Origin of the sequence: Haladaptatus sp. AB618 (assembly GCF_024136965.1) — an archaeon.
In the GTDB taxonomy this organism is placed as follows: domain Archaea; phylum Halobacteriota; class Halobacteria; order Halobacteriales; family Haladaptataceae; genus Haladaptatus.
On record NZ_JAMYJX010000002.1, the window covers coordinates 340,864 to 361,305 of the forward strand.

The window sequence follows — 20,442 nt, forward strand, 5'->3', positions numbered from 1 at the left end:
ATCCAGACAGGAGGCACTCGTCTTGGAAAACGCTACTAAAGATACCGGAACGAATCGATTTATCTACATAACCGCCGCGATCGCGGCGCTGAACGGGTTGTTGTTCGGCTTCGATACGGGCGTCATCTCGGGAGCGCTGTTGTACATCGACAACAGTTTCGGTCTCACCCATCTCATGCAGGAAATCATCGTCAGCGCCACGCTCGTCGGCGCGATAGTCGGAGCGGCCGCCGGTGGGCGGTTGGCGGACCGATTGGGACGACGACGGCTCATGGTCGCCGGAGCGTGCGTGTTCTTCGTCGGATCGGTCGTGATGGCGTTCGCACCCAACGTGCCAGCGCTCGTGGTCGGGCGTCTCGTGGTCGGGTTCGCTATCGGGGTCGCATCGATGGTCGGACCGCTCTACAACTCCGAAATCGCGCCGCCGAAAATCCGTGGGTCGCTGGTCTCGCTCAACCAACTCGCGGTGACGTCCGGTATCCTGCTCGCGTATCTCGTCAACTACGTTTTCAAGGGACCGGGCGGTTGGCGCTGGATGCTCGGGTCCGGCGTCGTTCCGGCGGCGGCGCTCGCGCTCGGGATGCTCTTCATGCCGGAGAGTCCGCGTTGGTTGGTCGAGAACGGACGTCTGGACGAAGCCCGGTCGGTCCTCTCACGAACACGTTCGGAGGATCGTATCGAGGAGGAAATCGAGAACATAGAGGAGACGGCTCAGGTCGAAGAGAACGACGCCTCGACCCTGCTCGAATCCTGGATTCGTCCAGCGCTCATCGTGGGCGTCGGTCTCGCCGTCCTTCAGCAAGTGACCGGTATCAACACCGTCATCTACTACGCGCCGACCATCTTCAAGTCGACCGGATTCGGGGCGTCCGCATCCCTGCTCGCCACCGTCGGCGTCGGGCTGGTCAACGTCGGCGCGACGATCTGTGCGGTGCTCCTCGTCGACCGCGTCGGCCGTCGTCCGCTCCTGCTCGTCGGACTGACCGGAATGGTGCTCGCGCTCGGCGGGTTGAGCGCCGTGTTCTTCCTCCCCGGCCTGTCGGGTGTCGTCGGCTGGGCCGCCGTGGGAAGCCTCATGTTCTACGTCGGCTTTTTCGCCATCGGAATGGGACCGGTGTTCTGGTTGCTCATCTCCGAAATCTACCCGCTTCAAGTCCGTGGATCGGCCATGGGCGTCGTCACCGTCGCCAACTGGGCCGCGAACCTCCTCGTCTCGCTGACGTTCCTCACGCTCATCAACGGCGGGACGTTCTCCGGTGTCGAGTTCGGCGGCATCGGACAGACGGGGACGTTCGGGCTGTACGCCGTCTTGAGCCTGTTCTCCCTGCTGTTCGTCTACTGGAAGGTTCCGGAGACGAAGGGCCGCTCGCTCGAAGAGATCGAAGCCGATCTGCGCGGCGGCACGAGCGGGAAGTACGCCGACGCGAGCGGGGAAACGGCCGAGAACGCCGATTGAGGCTCATCGGCTCCGAACTCGTGTCGGATCATGTGAACGATTAACTGTCAGCACAACTCATTTTCACGGGATGTCTCCCCTTCGACGCTGGTTGCCCGTATCCGCCGGGCCGTGAGAAAAATCGGCGTCCCCATACTGCTGGCATACCTCTTTTTCGGGATGGATTGGCCGGTCCCAAACCTGGTGCTGCTGGGACTCTATTTCACCCTCATATTTTTCGTGCTCGATTCGAATCTCGTCCAGTATCCGCGCTCTACGGTCGGTATCGAACGTCGAGTGGACACGGAACCGGTGGACGAAGGGACCGACTGTAGCGTCTGTGATTCGACCGTCGAGACCGGACAGCGACGGACGTACACGAAACAGGCGGTGCTGTTCGGCGTTCCGCTCTGGACGATCGACGGGGGAGAAAACGACTACTGTTCGTCCTGTCTCGACGAGACTTCCGAGGCGAAATTCTCCAGTCAGCAAAATCGGAACGAGGAACGGGAACCCGAACTGAACTGACTGAACTGACTGGACTGAACGGGACTGGGAACCGACCTGACCGACTCAGTCGAGATACTGTCCCGCCAGCAGATCGACTTCTTCCCGCGTTTCTTCCGGAATCGCTTCCGTCGGGGTGTTGACCGTGCCTTCGAGCGCGTGGGTACAGTCACACTCGCGCTCGTCCGGCATCGACCGAATCGCGTGTTCGACGACCTCCTTGATGGCGTCCTCGTTCTTCGCGGCGTTGTCGAGCACTTCCTCCAGCGTGACTTCGCTGTCCTCCTTCCACACGTCGTAGTCCGTGACGCCCGCCACTGTCGCGTAACACATCTCGGCCTCGCGGGCGAGTTTCGCCTCCGGAATCGCCGTCATGCCGATGATCTCGAAGCCCTGTGCGCGGTAGAACTCGCTCTCGGCGCGCGTCGAGTACTGCGGGCCTTCGATACAGACGTACGTGCCGCCGGAGTGGTGGTCCGCGTCCGTCGCCTCGGCGCTCGCGTCCGAGAGGTGCGAGACCATGTGCGGGCAGTACGGGTCGGCGAATGGCATGTGGACGACCATGCCGTCGCCGAAGAACGTCGGCGTTCGGTGTTTCGTGCGGTCGAAGATCTGATCAGGAATCACGAGCGTCTGGGGCGGCAGTTCCTCGCGGAGGCTCCCGACGGCGTTGCTCGCCAGGATCCGCTCCACGCCCAACTCCTTCAGCGCGTAGATGTTCGCCCGGTACGGCGCTTCCGTCGGCGTCTTCTGGTGTTTCGGGCCGTGTCGCGGCAGGAACGCGACTTCCTTCCCGGCGATTTCGCCGATGGTGACCGGCGCGCTCGGTTCGCCGAAGGGAGTCGTCACTTCCTCTTCCCGCGTGTTTTCGAGGGGCAGTGCGTCGTAAATTCCGCTTCCGCCGATGAAGCCAATCATGACCGGTACTCGTCGCGGTACGCACCTAAACGACACGGGTTCGTGTTACGCCACGACTGGCTGGTTTTGGGGTTCGTGGACTCGATTTCGAGCGACAGATAGTTGAATCGTTGTTCATCTATTCAATTACCAACGCGGTCGGGCCTTCTTCGTACTGACTGAAATCACAACACCAAGTTCGTCCCCCAGCAAACGACGACGGTCGCTCTATTCTCGCAACGAAAACGAAGAAAAATCCGCTCGATCTCGCACCGTCTTCGCCTATGGGCTCAGACGTTGGCGGTCTCGCGGGAAGAGAACGGCCTCACGAATGTTGTCCAGATCGAGCATGGTCATGACGAGGCGCTCGCCGCCGAGGCCCCACCCGGCGTGCGGGGGCATGCCGTATTTGAACATCTTCGTGTAGTAGTCGAACGCTTCGGGGTCGAGGCCCTGCTGTTCGAACCCTTCGACGAGGCGGTCGTAGCGGTGTTCACGCTGCCCGCCCGAAACCAGTTCCATGCGCGGGTGCATCATGTCGAAACCGGTCGAAAGCTCGTCGTCCTCGTCCTGGTCCATGATGTAGAACGGCTTGATCTCGCTGGGCCAGTCGGTGATGAAGTAGTGGCTGCCGACGTCCTCGCCGAGCGCCTTCTCACCCTCGGTCGGGAGGTCGTCGCCCCAGACGAGCATCTCGTCTAGCGCCCCCGTGGCGTTGATTCGCTCGATGGCCTCCTCGTAGGTGAGTCGCGGGAACTCGCCTTCGGGGACTTCGAACTCGATGTCGAGCGCGTCGAGTTCGTCCCCGCAGTTCTCGGCGACGCCCTCGTAGGCGGCCTTGACGACCGCTTCACAGGCGTCCATCGCTTCGTGGTGGTCGTAGAAGGCGCTCTCGAAGTCGATGCTGGTCGCCTCGTTCAGGTGTCGGGGCGTGTTGTGTTCCTCGGCGCGGAAGATGGGGCCGATTTCGAACACGCGCTCCAGTCCGGAGCCGACCATGAGCTGTTTGAACAGCTGGGGCGACTGGTTCATGAACGCTTCCTCGCCGAAGTAGGTGATGGGGAACAGCTCCGTTCCGCCTTCCGTCCCCGTCGCCACGATTTTCGGCGTGTTGATTTCGCTACAACCGAGTTCGCTGAACTTCTCGCGCACGGCACGGAGCACCTCGCCGCGGATCTTGAAGACGGCTTCAACCTCGGGCTTGCGCGCGTCGAGCGTTCGGTTGTCGAGACGAGTCGAGAGGTCGGCGTCGACCTTGCCGCTGGGGTCGAGCGGGAGTTCGGGTTCCGCTTCCGCGATGACTGCCACGTCCGTCGGGACGATTTCGACGTCCGTCGGCGCGCGGGGTTCCTCCTTCACGTCGCCCGTGATCTTCACGACGCTCTCGCGGTTGACGCCGAGGCCGGTCTCGACGAGGTCCTCGTCCATGTCCTCTTTCTCGAACTTGACCTGGATCTTCCCCGTCGTGTCGCGGACGATGAGGAACGCGATTCCACCGAGATCGCGGATCTCGTGAACCCAGCCAGCCACCGTGACGGTGTCGCCGGGTTCGGCATCCGCGGTGTAGGTTCGGTTCTGCATACGCCGCAATTCACCCGGGACGGGCTTAAACGCGTTCGTTTCGCTTCACGGAAGCGTCCGATTCGGACGTGTTAGTCCGTCGTGCACGTCAACCCGGCGGCGATCGTCTCGATGAGCATGTCGCGCATGGCGGGGTAGTACTCCTCCCCGATCTGTTCGCGGTACATGGTCAGGTACTCCACCATTCCGAACATGCCGCCGATAACGAACGGGTCACCTTCTCGGAGACGACCCTCCGATTGCCACGTTTCGATGTACGGAAGCATGTGTGCAAACGACTCCCCGCGCAACGATTCCATCTCCTCCTCCGAGAACTCGTCTATCGCTCGTATCACTCTATCTAACTCGTCGCCAGCGACCAACTGCATGAACAGCGGGTTCTCCTCCATCTCCTCGGCGAGCAGTGTCATGAAGCGCCGAATCGCTGATTCGGGGTCGTCTTCGACTTCGAACGAGTTGGCGACGATTTCGTCGGCTACCACGTCCCCCTCCCGTTGTAGAACTTCGAGATACAGTCGCTCCTTGGAGTCGAAGAACTGGTAGAACGTGCCGTTGGCGATGCCGACCGGGCCGGTGAGGTCCGCGATGGTCGTCTTCTGTAGGCCGTACTGTGCGAACAGTTCGGCCCCCGTCTCCAGCAACTCCTCTCGAATTCGGTCGCGTTCGGTGTCGCTGAACCCTTTCACGCGATGTCCCTCCGCTGGAAGACCGCGCGGCTGACGAGCACCAGTGCGGCGGTGCCGACGAGCAGGATTCCAGCGCCCGCCCAGTCGTAGTTCCCGGAGACCAGGATCGCCGTCGGGTCGTAGTAGTGCATCGGGCTGAGGGCACCGATCCAGCCCATGTCCGCCGACTCGCCCACCGAATTGAGCAGGAACAGGACGAACACGGCACCGAGTCCTCCTCGCTGGGCGATGTCCGCGCGGTCGAACAGCACGGAGAGGAGCAGTCCGATCGCGCCGCACGCGAGCAGGTACGGAATCGAGAGCAGGTGAACCACGGCCAAATCGGCGAGCGACACCGACTCGCCGATGGCGACGACGCTCGCGTACACGACCACGCCGACGACGACGTTGAGGACGAGTATGACCGGCACGATGGAGAGGAACTTCTCGACCAGCACCTTCGAGCGCGAAATCGGCGTGGCGAGCAGGATGTCCATTCGGTCGCGTTCCACGTCGCCAGCGATGAGGTTTCCGGCGATGTACGCGACGTAGATGCCGAGCAGGAGCAGCCAGAAGAACTGGTACATCTCGATGGCGAGGAATCCCGACATCGTCGTCAACGAGAACCCGCCGCCGCTCGCACCGAACGCCGCCTTCATCGCGGGTGGCAGGTTGTTCCAGTAGGTATCGATGCTCGCGCCGGAGGATTTGATGGACGGGAAGAGGGCGGCGTACAGCACCGCCATCAGGCTCATCAGGACCGCCAGTGCGATCGTCCCCTTGACCCGCCGCGAGGATTCGTAGCGCGTGATTTCAAACATGGCTTTTACCTCCGTCGCTGACGGGAACGTCGTCCGCCACGTCGGTAGTTACCCCATCTTCGTGCTCGCTTCCAGCAATCTCGTCGCCGTAGAACCGCATGAACACCTCGTCGAGCGGCGCTTCCTCGATATCGACGTCCACGATGTGGTACCGCGAAAGGTGGTCGAGCAGGGTGTCGTACTCGCCGGTGAAGGTGAACTGCACCGCACCGTCGAGGGTGAGGTCGTGGACGCCGTCGATGTCGAAATCCTCGCGGTCGATCGGGTCCGACGTTCGCATCCGCACGCGTTTCCCGCTCCTGTCGAGCAGCGTCTCCACGTCCTCGGTCGTCACGAGTTTCCCGTCGCGGATGATGCCGACGCGGTCACACACCTTCCGAACCTCGCTCAGGACGTGACTGGAGAAGAAGATCGTTACACCTCGCTCCTGTTCGTCGTCGAGGAAGTCGTAAAACCGCTCCTGCATCAGCGGGTCGAGACCCGAGGTCGGTTCGTCCATGATGACCAGGTCGGGGTCGTGCATGAACGCCGAGACGATGGCGAGTTTCTGTTTGTTCCCTCGCGAGAACTCCTCGATCTTCCGCTCGACCGGCGCGTCGAACAGTTCGAGTAACTCCTCCCGTCGGTCGTCGCCCTTCAGCGACGCCTGATAGTCGAGGAATTCGGTTCCGGTCGCGTCCTCGTCGAATCCCGGGTCGCTTGGAAGGTAGCCGATGTGCCGCTTCGCCTCGATGAGCGCGCGCTCGTCCCGAACGTCGTACCCCAGTACGGTCGCGTCCCCGCCGGTCGGGGCGATGAATCCGAGGAGCGTTCGAATCGTCGTCGTCTTCCCGGCCCCGTTCGGCCCGAGGTAGCCGAACACTTCGCCCTCGGTCACGGCGAGCGAGAGGTCTTCGATTCCCCGCGTCTCGCCGTAGTATTTCGTCAACCCAGTTGTTTCGAGTGCGGTCATAGTCCCCTGCATATTGGAACTATGAATATATGAATATTTGCTTCACATATTTTTGAGCGGGGGATTTTGTTGTCCCAGTTGCTCTCGGAACGATAAACGGCAACTAGGCTAGCCAATAGCTCACGATCGATTCGAACCAGTTGGAGGAAAAACTACTGCCGATAGATTCCGGCTTACGCCGATTCCGCGCGCGCCTTTTTGGCGTCCCGTGCGCCCTTGACCGTCTCGCGGACCGCGTCCGCACCTTGGTCGTGAACGAGGTCGCCGACGACGACCGTATCGGCGTATTGGGCCATCGTGTTCGCCGATTCGTAGTCGTGAATGCCGCCGCCGTAGAACAGCGTCGCCTCGTCCAACGCTTCCTGTGCCATCCTCACGGTCTCCGGGTCGCCGAACATACCGGAACACTCGATGTAGATTATCTGTTGGCCGAGCATTCGTTCGGCGAGTTCGGCGTAGGCCGCCACGTCTTCGGGCGTTTGGTCGCAGTTCGCATCGGTGTACTGGGCGACGCTCGCCTCCGGGTTCAGTATGATGTATCCCTCGGTGTGGGTTTTGGACCAATCGATCTCCGACATCCGAACCCACTCCTTGTGCAGTCCGGCGATCCACGCGACGTCCCGCGTGTTCAGCACGGTCGGAACGAGGTAGCCGTCCAGCGCATCGCTGTCCACGACGACGGCAGGGTTGCTCGGTTCCTGATAGAGCGGCACGTCGTACTCGGAACAGGCGTCGATGACTCGTTGCATCTTCTCCGCCGTGATATCGAGCGTTCCACCGATCTCAAGCGCGTCGGTACCGGTCGCACACACGTCGGCAAACGTATCGTCGCCCGCGAGGCTCTTGTCGGGGTCGAGCTTGGTTATATGGTTCCAGTCGTCCCAAGGCGCAGTCATAGGATGCCTTTCAGAACTCCCGGCTAAAACAGCTTCGGAACGACATTTCGTGTCTGACTAGCTACCTGCGACCGTAATCGAGAACCGAGAGGGTGATGACCCGAGGCTTAAACAGCACCCCGTCCCCACTGACAGAACATGCACACCTGTCGAACCTTGCTGGTGGATGCGTTTACGGACGAACCGCTGTCCGGAAACGCGGCCGGGGTGGTTCCGGCGGCGGACGACTTATCGGCCGACCAGATGCAAGCCATCGCCCGAGAACTGTCCGTCAGCGAGACGGCGTTTTTCGTCGAAAGCGAGGAGGCCGACCGTCGGGTCCGGTACTTCACGCCGACGACGGAAGTCGACCTCTGTGGACACGCGACCATCGCATCGCACGTCCACCTGTTCGAAGCGGGGGATATCGAACCGGGGACGCACACGCTGGAGACGAACGTCGGCGTGTTGGACATCGACGTAACGGACGATGGCACGGTCTGGATGACCCAAGACGACCCCGAAGTCGAGAGCGTCGACCTGGAGTACGACCGACTGGGCGACGCGCTGGGTATCGACCCGGCGGCGCTCCGCGACGTGGGCGAAGACCTCCCGCTGGCGGTCTCCTCGACCGGTTTCCCGGTTCTCGTGGTCCCGGTCAACTTCCTCTCACACGTCGGCAGTGCGGACCCCGACATGGATGCCCTCGTAGAAATCGGCGAGGAAGTCGGGGCCATGGGAATCTACGTCCTCACCTTCGACGCCGTCGAGGCGGAATCGACGCTCCACGGACGGATGTTCGCCCCTGCCGTCGGGATTCCGGAGGACCCCGTCACCGGAACGGCGAGCGGGTCGGTCGGCGCGTATCTGCGGGCGTTCGGTGCGTTCGAGGACGAGGACGGGGAGGAGAACGAGAACGAAAGCGGGGACGGGAAGGAGAACGAGAACGAAAGCGGGGACGGGAAGGAGAACGGGAACGAAAGCGGGGACGGGAAGGAGAACGGGAACGAGAAATCCGACGGATTCCCCGACGAACTGCGATTGGAACAGGGCCACTTCGTGGACCGGCCGGGCTACGTGCGCGTGCGGGTTGACGACGAAGCGGTGCGGGTCGGCGGGCGGGCGGCGACGGCACTGGACGGTGATTTGGTCGTTCCGGACGCCGAGGACGACGATATCATCGAGGCGTAACGACCGATCTTGAAAACGTGAGTCCATCGAATCCTCGCTGTATCATCACCACCTGCCGAAACTGGCGGATGTCGGGCTCGTCGACTACGACAGGACGCGTGGCGTCGTCAGTCGTCGTGAGGATGTCGGTAAATTATGCGAGCTAATTCTGAAATAATGGGTGATTCGGACGCTGTTTTGCCTGGCTTTCGAAATCCATATTCGATTGTGAGTTACTTTCCTTCAGCGCCTCGGTCGGAACATTCTTAATCTATCTGCTTGTTCCCCCCCATACGCAATGGTTGTACTCTGGCTGGATGAAATCAGTGCAAACGACCTCGAACTGGTCGGTGGCAAAGGTGCCTCGCTCGGTGAACTCACGGGCGCGGACCTCCCCGTTCCCCCGGGATTCGTCGTGACCGCCAAGACCTACCGTCGGTTCATCGAGGAAACCGGAATCGACGAGGAGTTGTTCGAGGCCGTCGACGTCGATACCGAGGATTCTTCTGCACTGGCGGCTGCCGAATCGCGGGCGGAGGAACTCATTCTCGGTACCGAGATTCCCGACGATATGCGCGAAGGAATTCTCGCCGCCTACGACGGACTGGACGACGGAAAGGCGTTCGTCGCCGTTCGCTCCTCCGCGACGGCCGAGGACCTCCCGGACGCATCGTTCGCGGGCCAACAGGAGACGTTTCTCAACATCACCCGCGACGACCTGGTCGAACGGGTGAAAGAATGCTGGGCGTCGCTGTTCACCCAGCGAGCCATCTACTATCGACAGGAGAAGGACTTCGACCACCGCAAAGTGGACATTGCCGTCGTCGTCCAGCGCATGGTGGACGCCCAAAAGAGCGGCGTCATGTTCACCAGCCACCCATCGACCGGCGACGCGAAGATCATCATCGAGGCCGCGTGGGGTCTCGGCGAAGCGGTCGTCTCGGGGTCGGTCTCCCCGGACAACTACGTCATCGACCGCGAGACCGGCGCGGCCGAGGACATCACCATCGCCGACAAGAAGGTGATGCACACGAAGGACGTGGACACCGGCGAGACCGTCGAGCGAAGCGTTCCCGACGACAAACGGAACGCCCGCGTCCTCACGGAAGCCGACATCGACCGCCTCATCGAACTCGGCGAGGAAGTCGAGGACCACTACGGTACCCCGCAGGACGTGGAGTGGGCCATCGTGGACGGGGAGGTCTTCATGCTCCAGTCGCGGCCGATAACGACGATCAACGAAGGCGGGGCCATCGAAACCGAGGGATCCGAAGGCGTCGCCGACGGCAGTGGGGCCGCCCAAGCGACCGAAAGCCACGAAATCCTCGTGGACGGTCTCGGTGCCAGTCCCGGTATCGCCAGCGGCGCGGTGCGAATCGTCTCGAAACTCGACCAACTCGACAAGGTCGGCGACGGCGACATCATCGTCACGGAGATGACGACGCCCGACATGGTGCCCGCGATGAAGCGCGCCGCGGGTATCATCACGGACGAAGGCGGGATGACCAGTCACGCCGCCATCGTCTCGCGTGAACTCGGCGTCCCGGCGGTCGTCGGCTGTTCGAACGCGACCGACTCCCTCGAAGACGGCCAGATGGTCACGCTGGACGGCGACAAGGGGACCGTCCGGGAGGGCGAACCGGAGCGACAACGCGAGCGCGAAGCACAACGCGAACCCATCGAGGACGCCCGACCGAAGACGCCCGTCAAACCGATGACGGCGACGGAAGTCAAGGTGAACGTCTCCATTCCCGAGGCCGCCGAACGCGCCGCCGCGACGGGTGCCGACGGCGTCGGCCTGCTCCGGATGGAGCACATGATCCTCTCGACCAACAAGACGCCGGAGCGCTACATCGAGGACCACGGCGTCGACGCCTACGTGGACGAAATCGTGGAGGGAATCCGCGGCGTCGCCGAGGAGTTCTATCCCCGGCCAGTCCGCGTTCGCACGCTCGACGCACCGACCGACGAGTTCAAACAACTCCAGGGCGGCGAGAGCGAACCCAACGAGCACAACCCGATGCTCGGCTGGCGCGGCATCCGCCGAAGCCTCGACAAGCCCGGCGTCTTCCAACACGAACTCGACGCCTTCCACGAACTGTATCAGATGGGCTACGACAACGTCCAGATCATGTTCCCGCTCGTCAACGACGCGGAGGACGTGTACCGCGCCCGCAGGTTGATGGCCGACACGGGCATCGACCCCGACAAGCGTGCGTGGGGCGTGATGATAGAGACGCCAGCCAGTGCGCTCCAGATCGAGGAGATGGCGAACGCGGGCATCAAGTTCGCCAGTTTCGGCACGAACGACCTCACCCAGTACACCCTCGCGGTGGACCGGAACAACGAGAACGTCGCCAATCGGTTCGACGAACTCCACCCCGCCGTCCTCCAACTCATCGGCCAGACCATCGATTGCTGCCGCGAACACGACATCAACACGAGCATCTGCGGACAGGCCGGATCGAAACCGGAGATGGTGCGCTTCCTCGTCAACCGCGGCGTCTCGTCCATCTCGGCGAACATCGACGCCGTGCGCGACGTACAACACGAGGTCAAACGCGTCGAGCAGAAACTGATGCTGGATTCGGTTCGGTAACGCGAATTTCGTTTTTCGGTCGTTTTCGGTCGTCTTCCGCTGTTTTCAGTCTCAACGGCTGTGTTTGAACGATGTCGAGCGAAACGATTATTGTATTCGGTAGGGTAATGACGGAACACTAACTCATGCGACGACGATTGTTGCTATTCCTCTCTATCGTCTATCTCGGGTTTGTGATCCTCTGGGGAGCGGCGTCGGTGGCATACCAACTCCATCTCATCGAATCACCGCTACTCGGACATGCACTGTTGCTCACCACCGGAATTTTCGTCGTTCTCGGCCTTCTCCTTTACCTCTGGCGCGGTATCCACTGGCTCCAGTCCGAATGGAACGCGCGGGTGTGAGTTACCTCAACGATCCGATTCGTTTTCAGGCGGGGCGAAGAGGACCGCCGGGGTCCCTCCTCCCATCCCGACGGACACACAGCGAGGAGATACCCCGCCGCAACGCTAAGAAGCACTGACGGCGTATTTCATTGGGGAACACGATGAGGGGGGAACACGGGGGACACGAAGAACGGACCGTCTCGCGCCGCGACGTGCTGAAAGCGGTCGGTGCGGGCGGCGCAACCGTCGCGATTACCGGTGGAACGGCGAGCGCACAACGCGCGCCGATATCCGTCCAGTGGGGTGCGGACTCGGATTTGGCGTCGGTCGCCGGACCGCTTCAGGAACTGTTGTGGGAGGTCGGCCTGCCGAGAAATATCAACATCGACGTCATCGCCGGAACCGAGGAGACGGACATCCGCGAGGAACAGTACACGCGATGGCTGTCGGGGAACCTCGCCAACCCGGATATGCTGCTCACCGACAGTGGATGGACGCTGAACTTCGTCGTCCGCGACCAACTGCTGAACCTCGATCAGCACCTGCCGAAATCGCTGGTGAACCGGGTGAAAAACGGCTACTTCGAGGCGAGCGTTTCGACCGCGACGGGACCGAACGGCGACCTGTACGCGATTCCGCTGTATCCGGATTTCGGGGTGATGCTGTATCGGAAGGACTTGGTCGAGAAGGCGGGATACGAACCGGAGGCGGAGAACTGGGCGGAAAACCCCATCTCGTGGCGGAAGTTCTCGCACGCGACGAAGGACGCGATGGACAAGTCGGGAGTGCCGTACGGCTACACGTTTCAAGCCGACCTCTACGAGGGGTTGTCATGCTGTGATTTCAACGAGTTCATGACCTCGTGGGGCGGTGCGTACTTCGGCGGGCGAAAGGACCTCTTCGGTCCCATCGGCGAGCGCCCGGTGACCATCGACGACCCCGGCGTGATGAATTCGATTCGGATGATTCGGACGTTCATCTGGGGGCAGGGCGACCCCGCCGCGCTCGACGGCTACGCCGGGAAAATCTCGCCGACCGGCGTCCTCCAGTGGATCGAGGATTCCTCGCTCGGTCCGTTTACGGCGGGCGACGCCGTGATGCACCGCAACTGGCCGTACGCCATCGCCAGCGCGGGGGCCGAGGGCGTGCTCGGCGACCGACTCGGCGTGATGCCGATACCGTACGCGGTGAGCGAGAAGGAATCCGAATACCCCGGCATCGGCGGTTCGACGTCGGCCCTCGGCGGATGGCACATGGCGGTCAACCCGAACACGGAGAAATTGGATGCGGTGCTCCGGATTATGGAGGCGATGACCGACGAGCGGATTCAGTTGATGCTGTTCGAGAACATCGGACTCCTCCCGCCGGAGGTCAGCGTGCTGGAGTCGAAGGCGGCCCGGCAGGTTCCCGTCGTCGGCGATCACGTCGACACGCTCAGAATCGCCGGAGCCAACGCGATTCCGCGGCCGGTGACGGTCGCGTGGACACAGGAATCGACGAAGATAGCAGAACTCGTCCACGAGGCGTATTCGGGCGGAATGATGCCCGAGGCGGCGATGCGCCAACTCCAGTCACAGATCGAGGAGATCGAGGGGTACAACCGCGTGGGCAGTGCATAACGGAACCGATAAACCCGTCCCGTCGAATTTTTCGGTATGCAGGTGGCCGCGAGTCAGTCGTTCCGCCGGGTCCTTTCGTCGATGTGCACCGAACCCCATCCAGCGGCCCGTGACGCCGCCGAACGGTTTCTGGCGTCGAACCCGGGCGACCCGACGACGTACCCGACCGTTTCCGCGCTCGAAGACGAAGCCGTCTCGCTGCTCGGCGAAATAACCGGGCTGTCGAACCCGCACGGCTACATAGCGAGCGGCGGGACCGAAGCCAACATCCAAGCCGTCCGCGCCGCGCGGAACATCGCCGAGAGCGACGACCCGAACGTCGTCGCCCCCGAGAGCGCACATTTCAGCTTCCAGAAGGCGGCGGACGTACTGGGCGTCGAACTCAGACTCGGTTCGGTGGACGGGGACCGGCGCGCCGACCCCGATACGATGGCGGAACTGGTTGACGACGATACCGTTCTCGTCGTCGGCATCGCTGGGACGACCGAATACGGGCGCGTCGATCCGATTCCGGCGCTGTCCGAAATCGCACACGACGCCGGAGCGTTGCTCCACGTCGATGCCGCGTGGGGTGGGTTCGTCCTCCCGTTCACGGACCACGAGTGGAACTTCGACCACGCCGCGGTCGATACGATGGGTATCGACCCACACAAGATGGGACAGGCGGCGGTTCCGGCGGGTGGCTTCGTGGCCCGCGAATCCCGCGTGCTCGATGCGCTGGCCGTCGAAACGCCGTACCTCGAATCGACTTCGCAAGCCACGCTGACCGGAACGCGGAGCGGTGCAGGGGTAGCCAGCGCGTGGGCCGCGATGGACGAACTGTGGTCCGACGGCTACCGAAAGCAGTACGAACGCTCTCAAGCCAACGCCGAGTGGGTGGCCGACGCCTTCGAATCCCGCGGCTACGATGTGGTCGACCCGGTGCTCCCGCTGGTCGCCATCGACGTGCCCCGAAAGACCGTCGAGGCACTCCAGGAGCGTGGCTGGCGCGTCTCTCCGACAGGGTCGGGCGAACTCCGAATCGTTTGCATGCCGCACGTCACCCGTTCGATGCTGGAGACGTTCGTCGCCGACCTAGATTCGCTGAACCTATGATTCGGCCGGTTCCTCCGTCTCCTCCATCGGTGCGCCGATGGCGTTCCGCTTGACGCTCTTGATTCCGTTTTTCGCGGCGCGTTTCGACGAGTAGCCCTCGCCGCCGTCGGCAATGATGTTGCCGTTTCGGTGGACGAGCCGCCAGCGCCACTCCCCGGCGTGATCTTTGTACACTTGAAACGTCGCCTGTGCCGGCGGGCGCAGCGCTTCCACGACGCTCCCGTCGTCCTGTGTGACCGCGACGGGCCACGAGTCCGGTTCGGAACTTTTCTCGTCTTCGTCCCGTTTCCCCTCCGACTCTACTGTCCGTTTGCCCCGGTTCGTAAGTCGCCGGACCAATCCGACGACCGATGAGCCGTACTCCTCGATGAGTTCGGCGTCGAACTGCTTCTCCAGCAGCGACTCGCCATCGCGGGTGATGGCGATCTGCCGCCCCCGGAGTTCGATGTCTCCCGCCGATTCCTCCCACTTCCCGTTGCGTCGGTACTCGACCGTCACCGTCATCGCCGAGCGGTCGTCCGTGTACGCTACCCGCGCTTGCAGCGTCGGATGAACCGTGACGCGATATTCTCTGTCCGAGTTCACGCGTTTCGGTTCGTTTTCGTCCGCCATGAGTCTGTTTGCCACTATCGGCGCTCAGCCCGTCGTCTCCCGGGTTTCAAGCTCAACCTTTACGTCGGTCGGTTGCCGACCTACTGATGTGCTCGATACCCTTATTCCGCTCTCCCCTACCCTCACCGGGGGCGTCGTTCTCGGGTCGTTCGGCGGGTTGGAAGCCGCCGTGAAAACCGCTACCGGGTGGGTCGGTGTCGTCTTCATCGCCGTCTACTCCTTTCTCATCTCGTTCCTCCTGCCCCTCCCCAGCGAAATCGTCCTCCTCGCCCCCCTCGACCTCGGCATCGGGAAAATCGGACGGTACTCGCTCATCATTCTCGTCAGCGGGTTCGGCAAGGCCGCCGGAAGCGTGTTCGCGTTCCACATCGGCCAGGAGGCCAAGGAGTCCGGCCCGGTCATCCGCGCACTCCGCCGTTCGCGGATCGACATCGTGGAGTGGTCCGAACGGAAGACCGTCGCACTCGCCCAACGCTGGGGCTACTTCGGCCTGGCGGGCGCGCTATGTGTCCCCGGCTTCCCCGATACCATCTCCATCTACGCCTTCTCGATCCTGGAGACGGATTACGTGAAGTTCGCCTTGGCGTCCTTTGCGGGCAGCGTCGGACGGCTCGTGTTGGTGTTGCTCATCACCAAAGGCGTTCTGTCGATCTGAACGGCGAGAACGGGTGTTGCGAATTGGGTGGCGTTTTGCGATCGTGAGTGTGATTTCTCGAGAGTAAATTCGGGGCTGAAGACGATTCTTTCCGTCGTCACGGAAAACCAAAATCCTCCTCGCGGCCAAGTGTTTATATACGATAACGAACCTACTGCGTGGTATGCGTTCGACGGCCCACCTCACCCGATTCGCTATGCGCATGCGCCGATAGCGTCGGGTGAATCCTTCTGGGCCGGCCACGGTCGGTTTTCGGGGGTGAAACCCGTCGATTCCGGTTTTCGAGAGCGACCGCTACACGAATATCACGCAGCAGCGACCACATCATCAATGACGAACACACGAAATCGGCGGGTTTTACACCCGCAAGGAAGGAGACGATAGTATGAGCCACGACAGTTTTCCCACCGAGGAACCGGCGGTGGTGACGTGTGGGCTTCCCTACGCGAACGGGGAACTCCACATCGGACACCTCCGAACCTACGTCGGCGGTGACGTCTACTCGCGCGCCCTCGACACGCTCGGCCAGCAAACGGCCTTCGTTTCGGGGTCCGACATGCACGGCACGCCGGTCGCCGTGAACGCCGAGAAGGAGGGCGTTTCGCCGCGGGAATTCGCGCTTCGCCACCACGAGAAGTACGAGGCGACGTTCCCGAAGTTCAACATCGAGTTCGACAACTACGGCCATACGGACGACGAGACGAACACGGAACTCACCCAGGAAATCGTCCGCAAACTGGACGAGGAAGGGTACATCTACGAGAAGGAGATCAAGGTCGCGTGGGACCCCATCGAGGACGACCCGCTCCCCGACCGCTACGTCGAGGGGACCTGCCCGTACTGTGGTGCCCACGCGCGCGGGGACGAGTGTGACGAGGGCTGCGGACGGCACCTCGAACCCGGCGAAATCGAGGACCCGACGAGCACCCGCACCGGAAACCCGGCGGAGTATCGCGAGCGGACGCACAAGTTCTTCCGCGTCTCGGACCTGCAGGAGTACCTGCAGGAGTTCATCGACCGACTCGAAGGGACGAGCAACGCGAAGAACCAGCCCCGAGAGTGGATCGAGGGCGAACTCCAGGACTGGTGTATCTCCCGCGATATGGACTGGGGAATCGATTATCCTGGGGAGGAAGATGGGACGGAAGACCTCGTGCTCTACGTCTGGGTGGACGCACCCATCGAGTACATCGCCAGCACGAAACAGTACACCGAGCGCGTCGGCCCCGACACCTACGACTGGGAGGAGACGTGGAAGGACGCAGGCGAAATCGTCCACATCATCGGCCGCGACATCATCCAGCACCACACCGTCTTCTGGCCAGCGATGCTCCACGTCGCGGAGTACAACGAACCCCGCGCCGTCATGGCGAGCGGTTTCGTCAACCTGAACGGCAAGGGCTTCTCGACCAGTCGCAACCGCGCCGTCTGGGCCGACGACTACCTCGACGAGGGCTTCGACCCGGACCTGCTGCGCTACTACCTCGCCACCAACGGCGGGTTCCAGCAGGACGTGGACTTCTCGTGGGACCGGTTCCAGGAGCGCGTCAACGGCGAACTCGTCGGAACGGTCGGCAACTTCGTCTATCGAAGCCTGCTGTTCGCGGCGCGGAACTACGACGGCGCGCCGGACGCCGAGGCGAGCGACGAGGTGACGGAGCGAATCGAGGAAGCCGTGGAGGAGTTCACCGCGGCCGTCAACGACTATTCGCTCAAGGACCTCGGCGACGCCGCGACCGCACTGGCCGGGTTCGGCAACGAGTACATCCAGCGCAACGAACCGTGGAAGCTGACCGACGAGGACCCCGAGCGGGCCGAACAGGTCATCTACGACTGCGTACAGGTTTCCAAGGCGCTCGCCGTGCTGTTCGAGCCGATTCTCCCCGGCAAGGCCGAAGCGCTCTGGACGCAACTCGGCGAGGACGGGTCGGTCCACGGAACCGAGGTCGCGGACGCGCTCGAAGCGCCGCGCGGCGACTTCGGCGAGCCGACAGAACTGTTCGCCAAGATCGAGGACGAGCGCGTCGAGGAACTGAACGAGACGCTCGATGCGCGTATCGAAGCGGCTACAACCGACGACGAGGAAGACGAAGATGAAACCGTGAGCGACGAAGAACCCATCTCGGACGACAGGATCAGCTTCGACGAATTCCAGGATCTCGACCTGCGCGTCGGCCGCATCGAGTCGGCCGAAGAGATCGAGGGTGCCGACGCACTCCTGCGACTCGAAGTCGATATCGGCAGCGAGACGCGACAGATCGTCGCCGGTCTCAAACAACTCCACGACGTGGACGAGTTGCCGGGCACGAAAATCGTCGTCGTCGCCAACCTCGAAAAGGCCGAACTGTTCGGCGTCGAGAGCGACGGAATGGTTCTCGCGGCGGGCGAGGACGCCGACCTGTTGACGACGCACGCCGACGCCGAACCGGGAACGAAGATCAAGTAACCGAACTTAGAGGTCTTCGACCAGTCCCGCGAAATCCTCCATCGGAAGGATTTCCATCGTCTGCATATCGAGCCCGTAGCGCTCGATGCACAGCGATGCTCGATACGCCGCATCGCGGTCCTCGGCGTCGATGATGAGCAGGAAGTCGTACTCCCCGAGGATCGCGTAGGTCGATTCGAGGGTCGTCTCGTGCGTCTCCAGTTCGTTTCGGATGTCTCCCCAGATCGACGCCAGCTCTTGAACGTTCTGATAGTTCTGCTCGACAGTAACGAGCGACGCGTACTTCGACATATTTCATCGTTTCGAAGGCAACACAAATATCGATTGTGGCCAGGGATGCTACGGAATAAACTCGTCTGCGAGTTAACTGTGGGGTTTTTTTGAGTGTCCACACCAATTGCCGTTCATGAGAAATGCGAAAATCGTCTGTACCCTCGGGCCCGCTTCCGATTCTCGGAGCATGGTTCGGGAACTCTCGAACGCGGGAATGACCGTCGCGCGGGTGAACGCGAGCCACGGCTCACGCGAGGACCGCGCCGAGATCATCGACACGATTCGGAAGGTCGACGAAGCGACCGAGAATCCGCTTTCGGCCATGCTCGACACGCAAGGTCCGGAGATTCGAACGGCGGAAGTGGACGAGCCAATCACGCTCGAAACCGGCTCGACGGTTCGGTTCGTGGAGGGTGAGGACGCGACGCCGGAGGAAGTCGGCCTCTCGGTTTCCATCACGAACGCCGAACCGGGGGACACCGTCCTGCTGGACGACGGCCGGATCGAGACGGAAGTCGAGGAGATCGACGGAGACGCCGTCGTCGCGCACGTCGTAAGCGGCGGCGACCTCAGCAGCCGAAAGGGCGTCAACGTCCCCGGTGTCGAACTGGGGCTGAGCGTCGTCACCGAGAAGGACAGAAACGACCTGCAACTCGCGGCCGAGAAGGGCGTGGACTTCGTCGCCGCGAGCTTCGTCCGTGACGCGGACGACGTCTACGAGATCAGCAAGGTGCTGGAGGAGTTCGGTGCCGACATCCCCATCATCGCCAAAATCGAGCGGAGCGGCGCGGTCGACAATCTGGAGGAAATTGTCGACGCGGCCTACGGCGTGATGGTCGCGCGCGGCGACCTCGGCGTCGAGTGCCCGATGGAGGACGTGCCGATGATCCAAAAGCGCATCATCCGGACGTGCCAGCAAGCAGGTGTCCCCGTCATCACCGCGACCGAGATGCTGGATTCGATGGTTCACTCCCGTCGCCCAACGCGCGCGGAGGCCTCCGACGTGGCCAACGCCGTCCTCGACGGCACCGACGCCGTCATGCTCTCGGGCGAGACGGCGATCGGCGAGCACCCCGTCCGCGTCGTGGAGACGATGGACAGGATCGTCCGCGAAGCCGAAGGGAGCGACGAGTACGCGGAGACGCTCGAACAGCGCGTTCCGGCCGGTGACGAGACACGAACGGACGCCATCGCTCGCTCCGCCCGCTATCTGGCCCGTGACATCGGCGCGAGTGCTGTGGTCGCCGCCAGCGAATCCGGGTACACCGCGCTGAAGGTGGCGAAGTTCCGCCCCGGCGTGCCCATCGTGGCGACGACGCCGAACGACCGGGTTCGACGCACGCTCGCCCTGTCATGGGGTGTCAACGCCCAGTACACCGACCTCGGTCACAGCGTGGAGAACATCGTCGAGGACGGCGTCCAAGCCGCGCTCGATGCCGGGGTCGCCGAAAGCGGCGATACCGTCGTCGTCCTCACGGGTATGATGAGCGAACTCGACGGCTCGGATACGGCGAACATGCTGAAGGTCCACGTCGCCGCCGAAACCATCGCCACCGGACGCAGTGTCGTTCGCGGCCAGGCCGCCGGTCCGGTCTCGCGCTCCTCGACCGGCGACCTCTCGGAGATCACCGACGGCGGGATTCTCGTCCTCGAACCGGACTTCGACGGCGAGTTCACCGGCGATACCGGACGTATCGCTGGTATCGTGGACTCCCGCCCGGGGATGACCGGCTACCCGGCACTGGTCGCGCGCGAACTCGACATCCCGATGATAAGCGGCGCACCGCTCGGCCCGACCGTCGACGACGGCGACGAGATCACCCTCGACGCCGAACGCGGCGTCGTGTACGAGGGCGACGTCCGCTCCTCCGACCGGTCGTAATCCGTTTTTTCGTCGTCCATCCTTTCGTAGCC

Annotated in this window: 18 protein-coding genes; 10 read left to right on the plus strand and 8 right to left on the minus strand. The window is 62.6% G+C overall.

Translation table 11 applies throughout. The annotated features are described in order from the left end of the window. Nucleotides 1-22 precede the first annotated feature (22 nt). Both NKF26_RS08580 and NKF26_RS08585 read left to right on the plus strand, forming a co-directional pair. Nucleotides 23-1,456: a sugar porter family MFS transporter gene (locus NKF26_RS08580; protein ID WP_253226660.1), complete on the plus strand. Its 1,434-nt coding sequence runs from the start codon at nt 23-25 to the stop codon at nt 1,454-1,456. A gap of 183 nt (nt 1,457-1,639) precedes the next feature. After that, the gene (locus tag NKF26_RS08585; RefSeq protein WP_253226659.1) at nt 1,640-1,963 is read left to right on the plus strand and encodes a hypothetical protein; all 324 of its coding nucleotides are present in this window, start codon (nt 1,640-1,642) and stop codon (nt 1,961-1,963) included. Between the two features lie 45 nt (nt 1,964-2,008). Here NKF26_RS08585 and mtnP read toward each other — a convergent pair whose 3' ends face one another. The 6 genes from mtnP to NKF26_RS08615 form a co-directional block, all read right to left on the minus strand. Then, a complete protein-coding gene (mtnP, locus tag NKF26_RS08590) occupies nt 2,009-2,860 on the minus strand; it encodes an S-methyl-5'-thioadenosine phosphorylase (RefSeq protein WP_253234183.1) in 852 nt (283 codons plus the stop codon). Nucleotides 2,861-3,121: 261 nt separating this feature from the next. Then, nucleotides 3,122-4,420: an aspartate--tRNA(Asn) ligase gene (aspS, locus tag NKF26_RS08595; RefSeq protein WP_253226657.1), complete on the minus strand. Its 1,299-nt coding sequence runs from the start codon at nt 4,418-4,420 to the stop codon at nt 3,122-3,124. Nucleotides 4,421-4,491: 71 nt separating this feature from the next. Next, on the minus strand, nt 4,492-5,106 hold the full coding sequence (locus tag NKF26_RS08600) for a TetR family transcriptional regulator (protein ID WP_253226656.1): 615 nt from the start codon (nt 5,104-5,106) through the stop codon (nt 4,492-4,494). Further along, nucleotides 5,103-5,906: an ABC transporter permease subunit gene (locus NKF26_RS08605; RefSeq protein WP_253226655.1), complete on the minus strand. Its 804-nt coding sequence runs from the start codon at nt 5,904-5,906 to the stop codon at nt 5,103-5,105. Before NKF26_RS08605 ends, NKF26_RS08600 begins: the two co-directional genes overlap by 4 nt. Beyond that, complete coding sequence (locus NKF26_RS08610) at nt 5,899-6,858, minus strand: ABC transporter ATP-binding protein (RefSeq protein WP_253234184.1); 960 nt, start codon at nt 6,856-6,858, stop codon at nt 5,899-5,901. The genes NKF26_RS08605 and NKF26_RS08610 overlap by 8 nt, the downstream gene beginning before the upstream one ends. Nucleotides 6,859-7,031: 173 nt before the next feature. Further along, nucleotides 7,032-7,754 (minus strand): phosphoglycerol geranylgeranyltransferase, encoded by a 723-nt coding sequence (locus NKF26_RS08615; RefSeq protein ID WP_253226653.1) that lies wholly within the window; start codon nt 7,752-7,754, stop codon nt 7,032-7,034. 138 nt (nt 7,755-7,892) lie between these two features. Between NKF26_RS08615 and NKF26_RS08620 the strand changes: the two genes are divergently transcribed. The 5 genes from NKF26_RS08620 to mfnA all read left to right on the plus strand — a co-directional run bounded on the left by NKF26_RS08620 (nt 7,893) and on the right by mfnA (nt 14,542). Then, entirely contained in the window at nt 7,893-8,924 is a 1,032-nt protein-coding gene (locus tag NKF26_RS08620) for a PhzF family phenazine biosynthesis protein (RefSeq protein WP_253226652.1), read from the plus strand. 277 nt (nt 8,925-9,201) lie between these two features. Further along, a complete protein-coding gene (gene ppsA / locus NKF26_RS08625) occupies nt 9,202-11,502 on the plus strand; it encodes a phosphoenolpyruvate synthase (protein ID WP_253226651.1) in 2,301 nt (766 codons plus the stop codon). Between the two features lie 125 nt (nt 11,503-11,627). Next, on the plus strand, nt 11,628-11,846 hold the full coding sequence (locus NKF26_RS08630) for a hypothetical protein (RefSeq protein WP_253226650.1): 219 nt from the start codon (nt 11,628-11,630) through the stop codon (nt 11,844-11,846). Nucleotides 11,847-11,989: 143 nt separating this feature from the next. After that, nucleotides 11,990-13,447 (plus strand): extracellular solute-binding protein, encoded by a 1,458-nt coding sequence (locus NKF26_RS08635; protein ID WP_253226649.1) that lies wholly within the window; start codon nt 11,990-11,992, stop codon nt 13,445-13,447. 36 nt (nt 13,448-13,483) lie between these two features. Next, on the plus strand, nt 13,484-14,542 hold the full coding sequence (gene mfnA / locus NKF26_RS08640) for a tyrosine decarboxylase MfnA (protein WP_253226648.1): 1,059 nt from the start codon (nt 13,484-13,486) through the stop codon (nt 14,540-14,542). Here mfnA and NKF26_RS08645 read toward each other — a convergent pair. After that, nucleotides 14,537-15,169 carry an HVO_2922 family protein gene (locus NKF26_RS08645; protein ID WP_253226647.1) on the minus strand — a complete coding sequence of 211 codons (633 nt, stop codon included), beginning with the start codon at nt 15,167-15,169 and terminating at the stop codon, nt 14,537-14,539. The genes mfnA and NKF26_RS08645 overlap by 6 nt on opposite strands. Before the next feature lie 88 nt (nt 15,170-15,257). Here NKF26_RS08645 and NKF26_RS08650 point away from each other — a divergent pair, with 88 nt between their 5' ends. Together NKF26_RS08650 and metG are read left to right on the plus strand one after the other, a co-directional pair. Beyond that, nucleotides 15,258-15,809: a VTT domain-containing protein gene (locus tag NKF26_RS08650; protein WP_253226798.1), complete on the plus strand. Its 552-nt coding sequence runs from the start codon at nt 15,258-15,260 to the stop codon at nt 15,807-15,809. A gap of 385 nt (nt 15,810-16,194) precedes the next feature. Further along, a complete protein-coding gene (gene metG / locus NKF26_RS08655; protein WP_253226646.1) occupies nt 16,195-18,255 on the plus strand; it encodes a methionine--tRNA ligase in 2,061 nt (686 codons plus the stop codon). Nucleotides 18,256-18,261: 6 nt separating this feature from the next. Here metG and NKF26_RS08660 read toward each other — a convergent pair whose 3' ends face one another. After that, nucleotides 18,262-18,546 (minus strand): GYD domain-containing protein, encoded by a 285-nt coding sequence (locus tag NKF26_RS08660; RefSeq protein WP_253226645.1) that lies wholly within the window; start codon nt 18,544-18,546, stop codon nt 18,262-18,264. Between the two features lie 115 nt (nt 18,547-18,661). On the opposite strand from NKF26_RS08660, the gene pyk reads away from it, so the two are divergent. Further along, nucleotides 18,662-20,410, plus strand: coding sequence for a pyruvate kinase (pyk, locus tag NKF26_RS08665; RefSeq protein WP_253226644.1), 1,749 nt, complete (start codon nt 18,662-18,664; stop codon nt 20,408-20,410). The last annotated feature ends 32 nt before the right edge of the window (nt 20,411-20,442 follow it).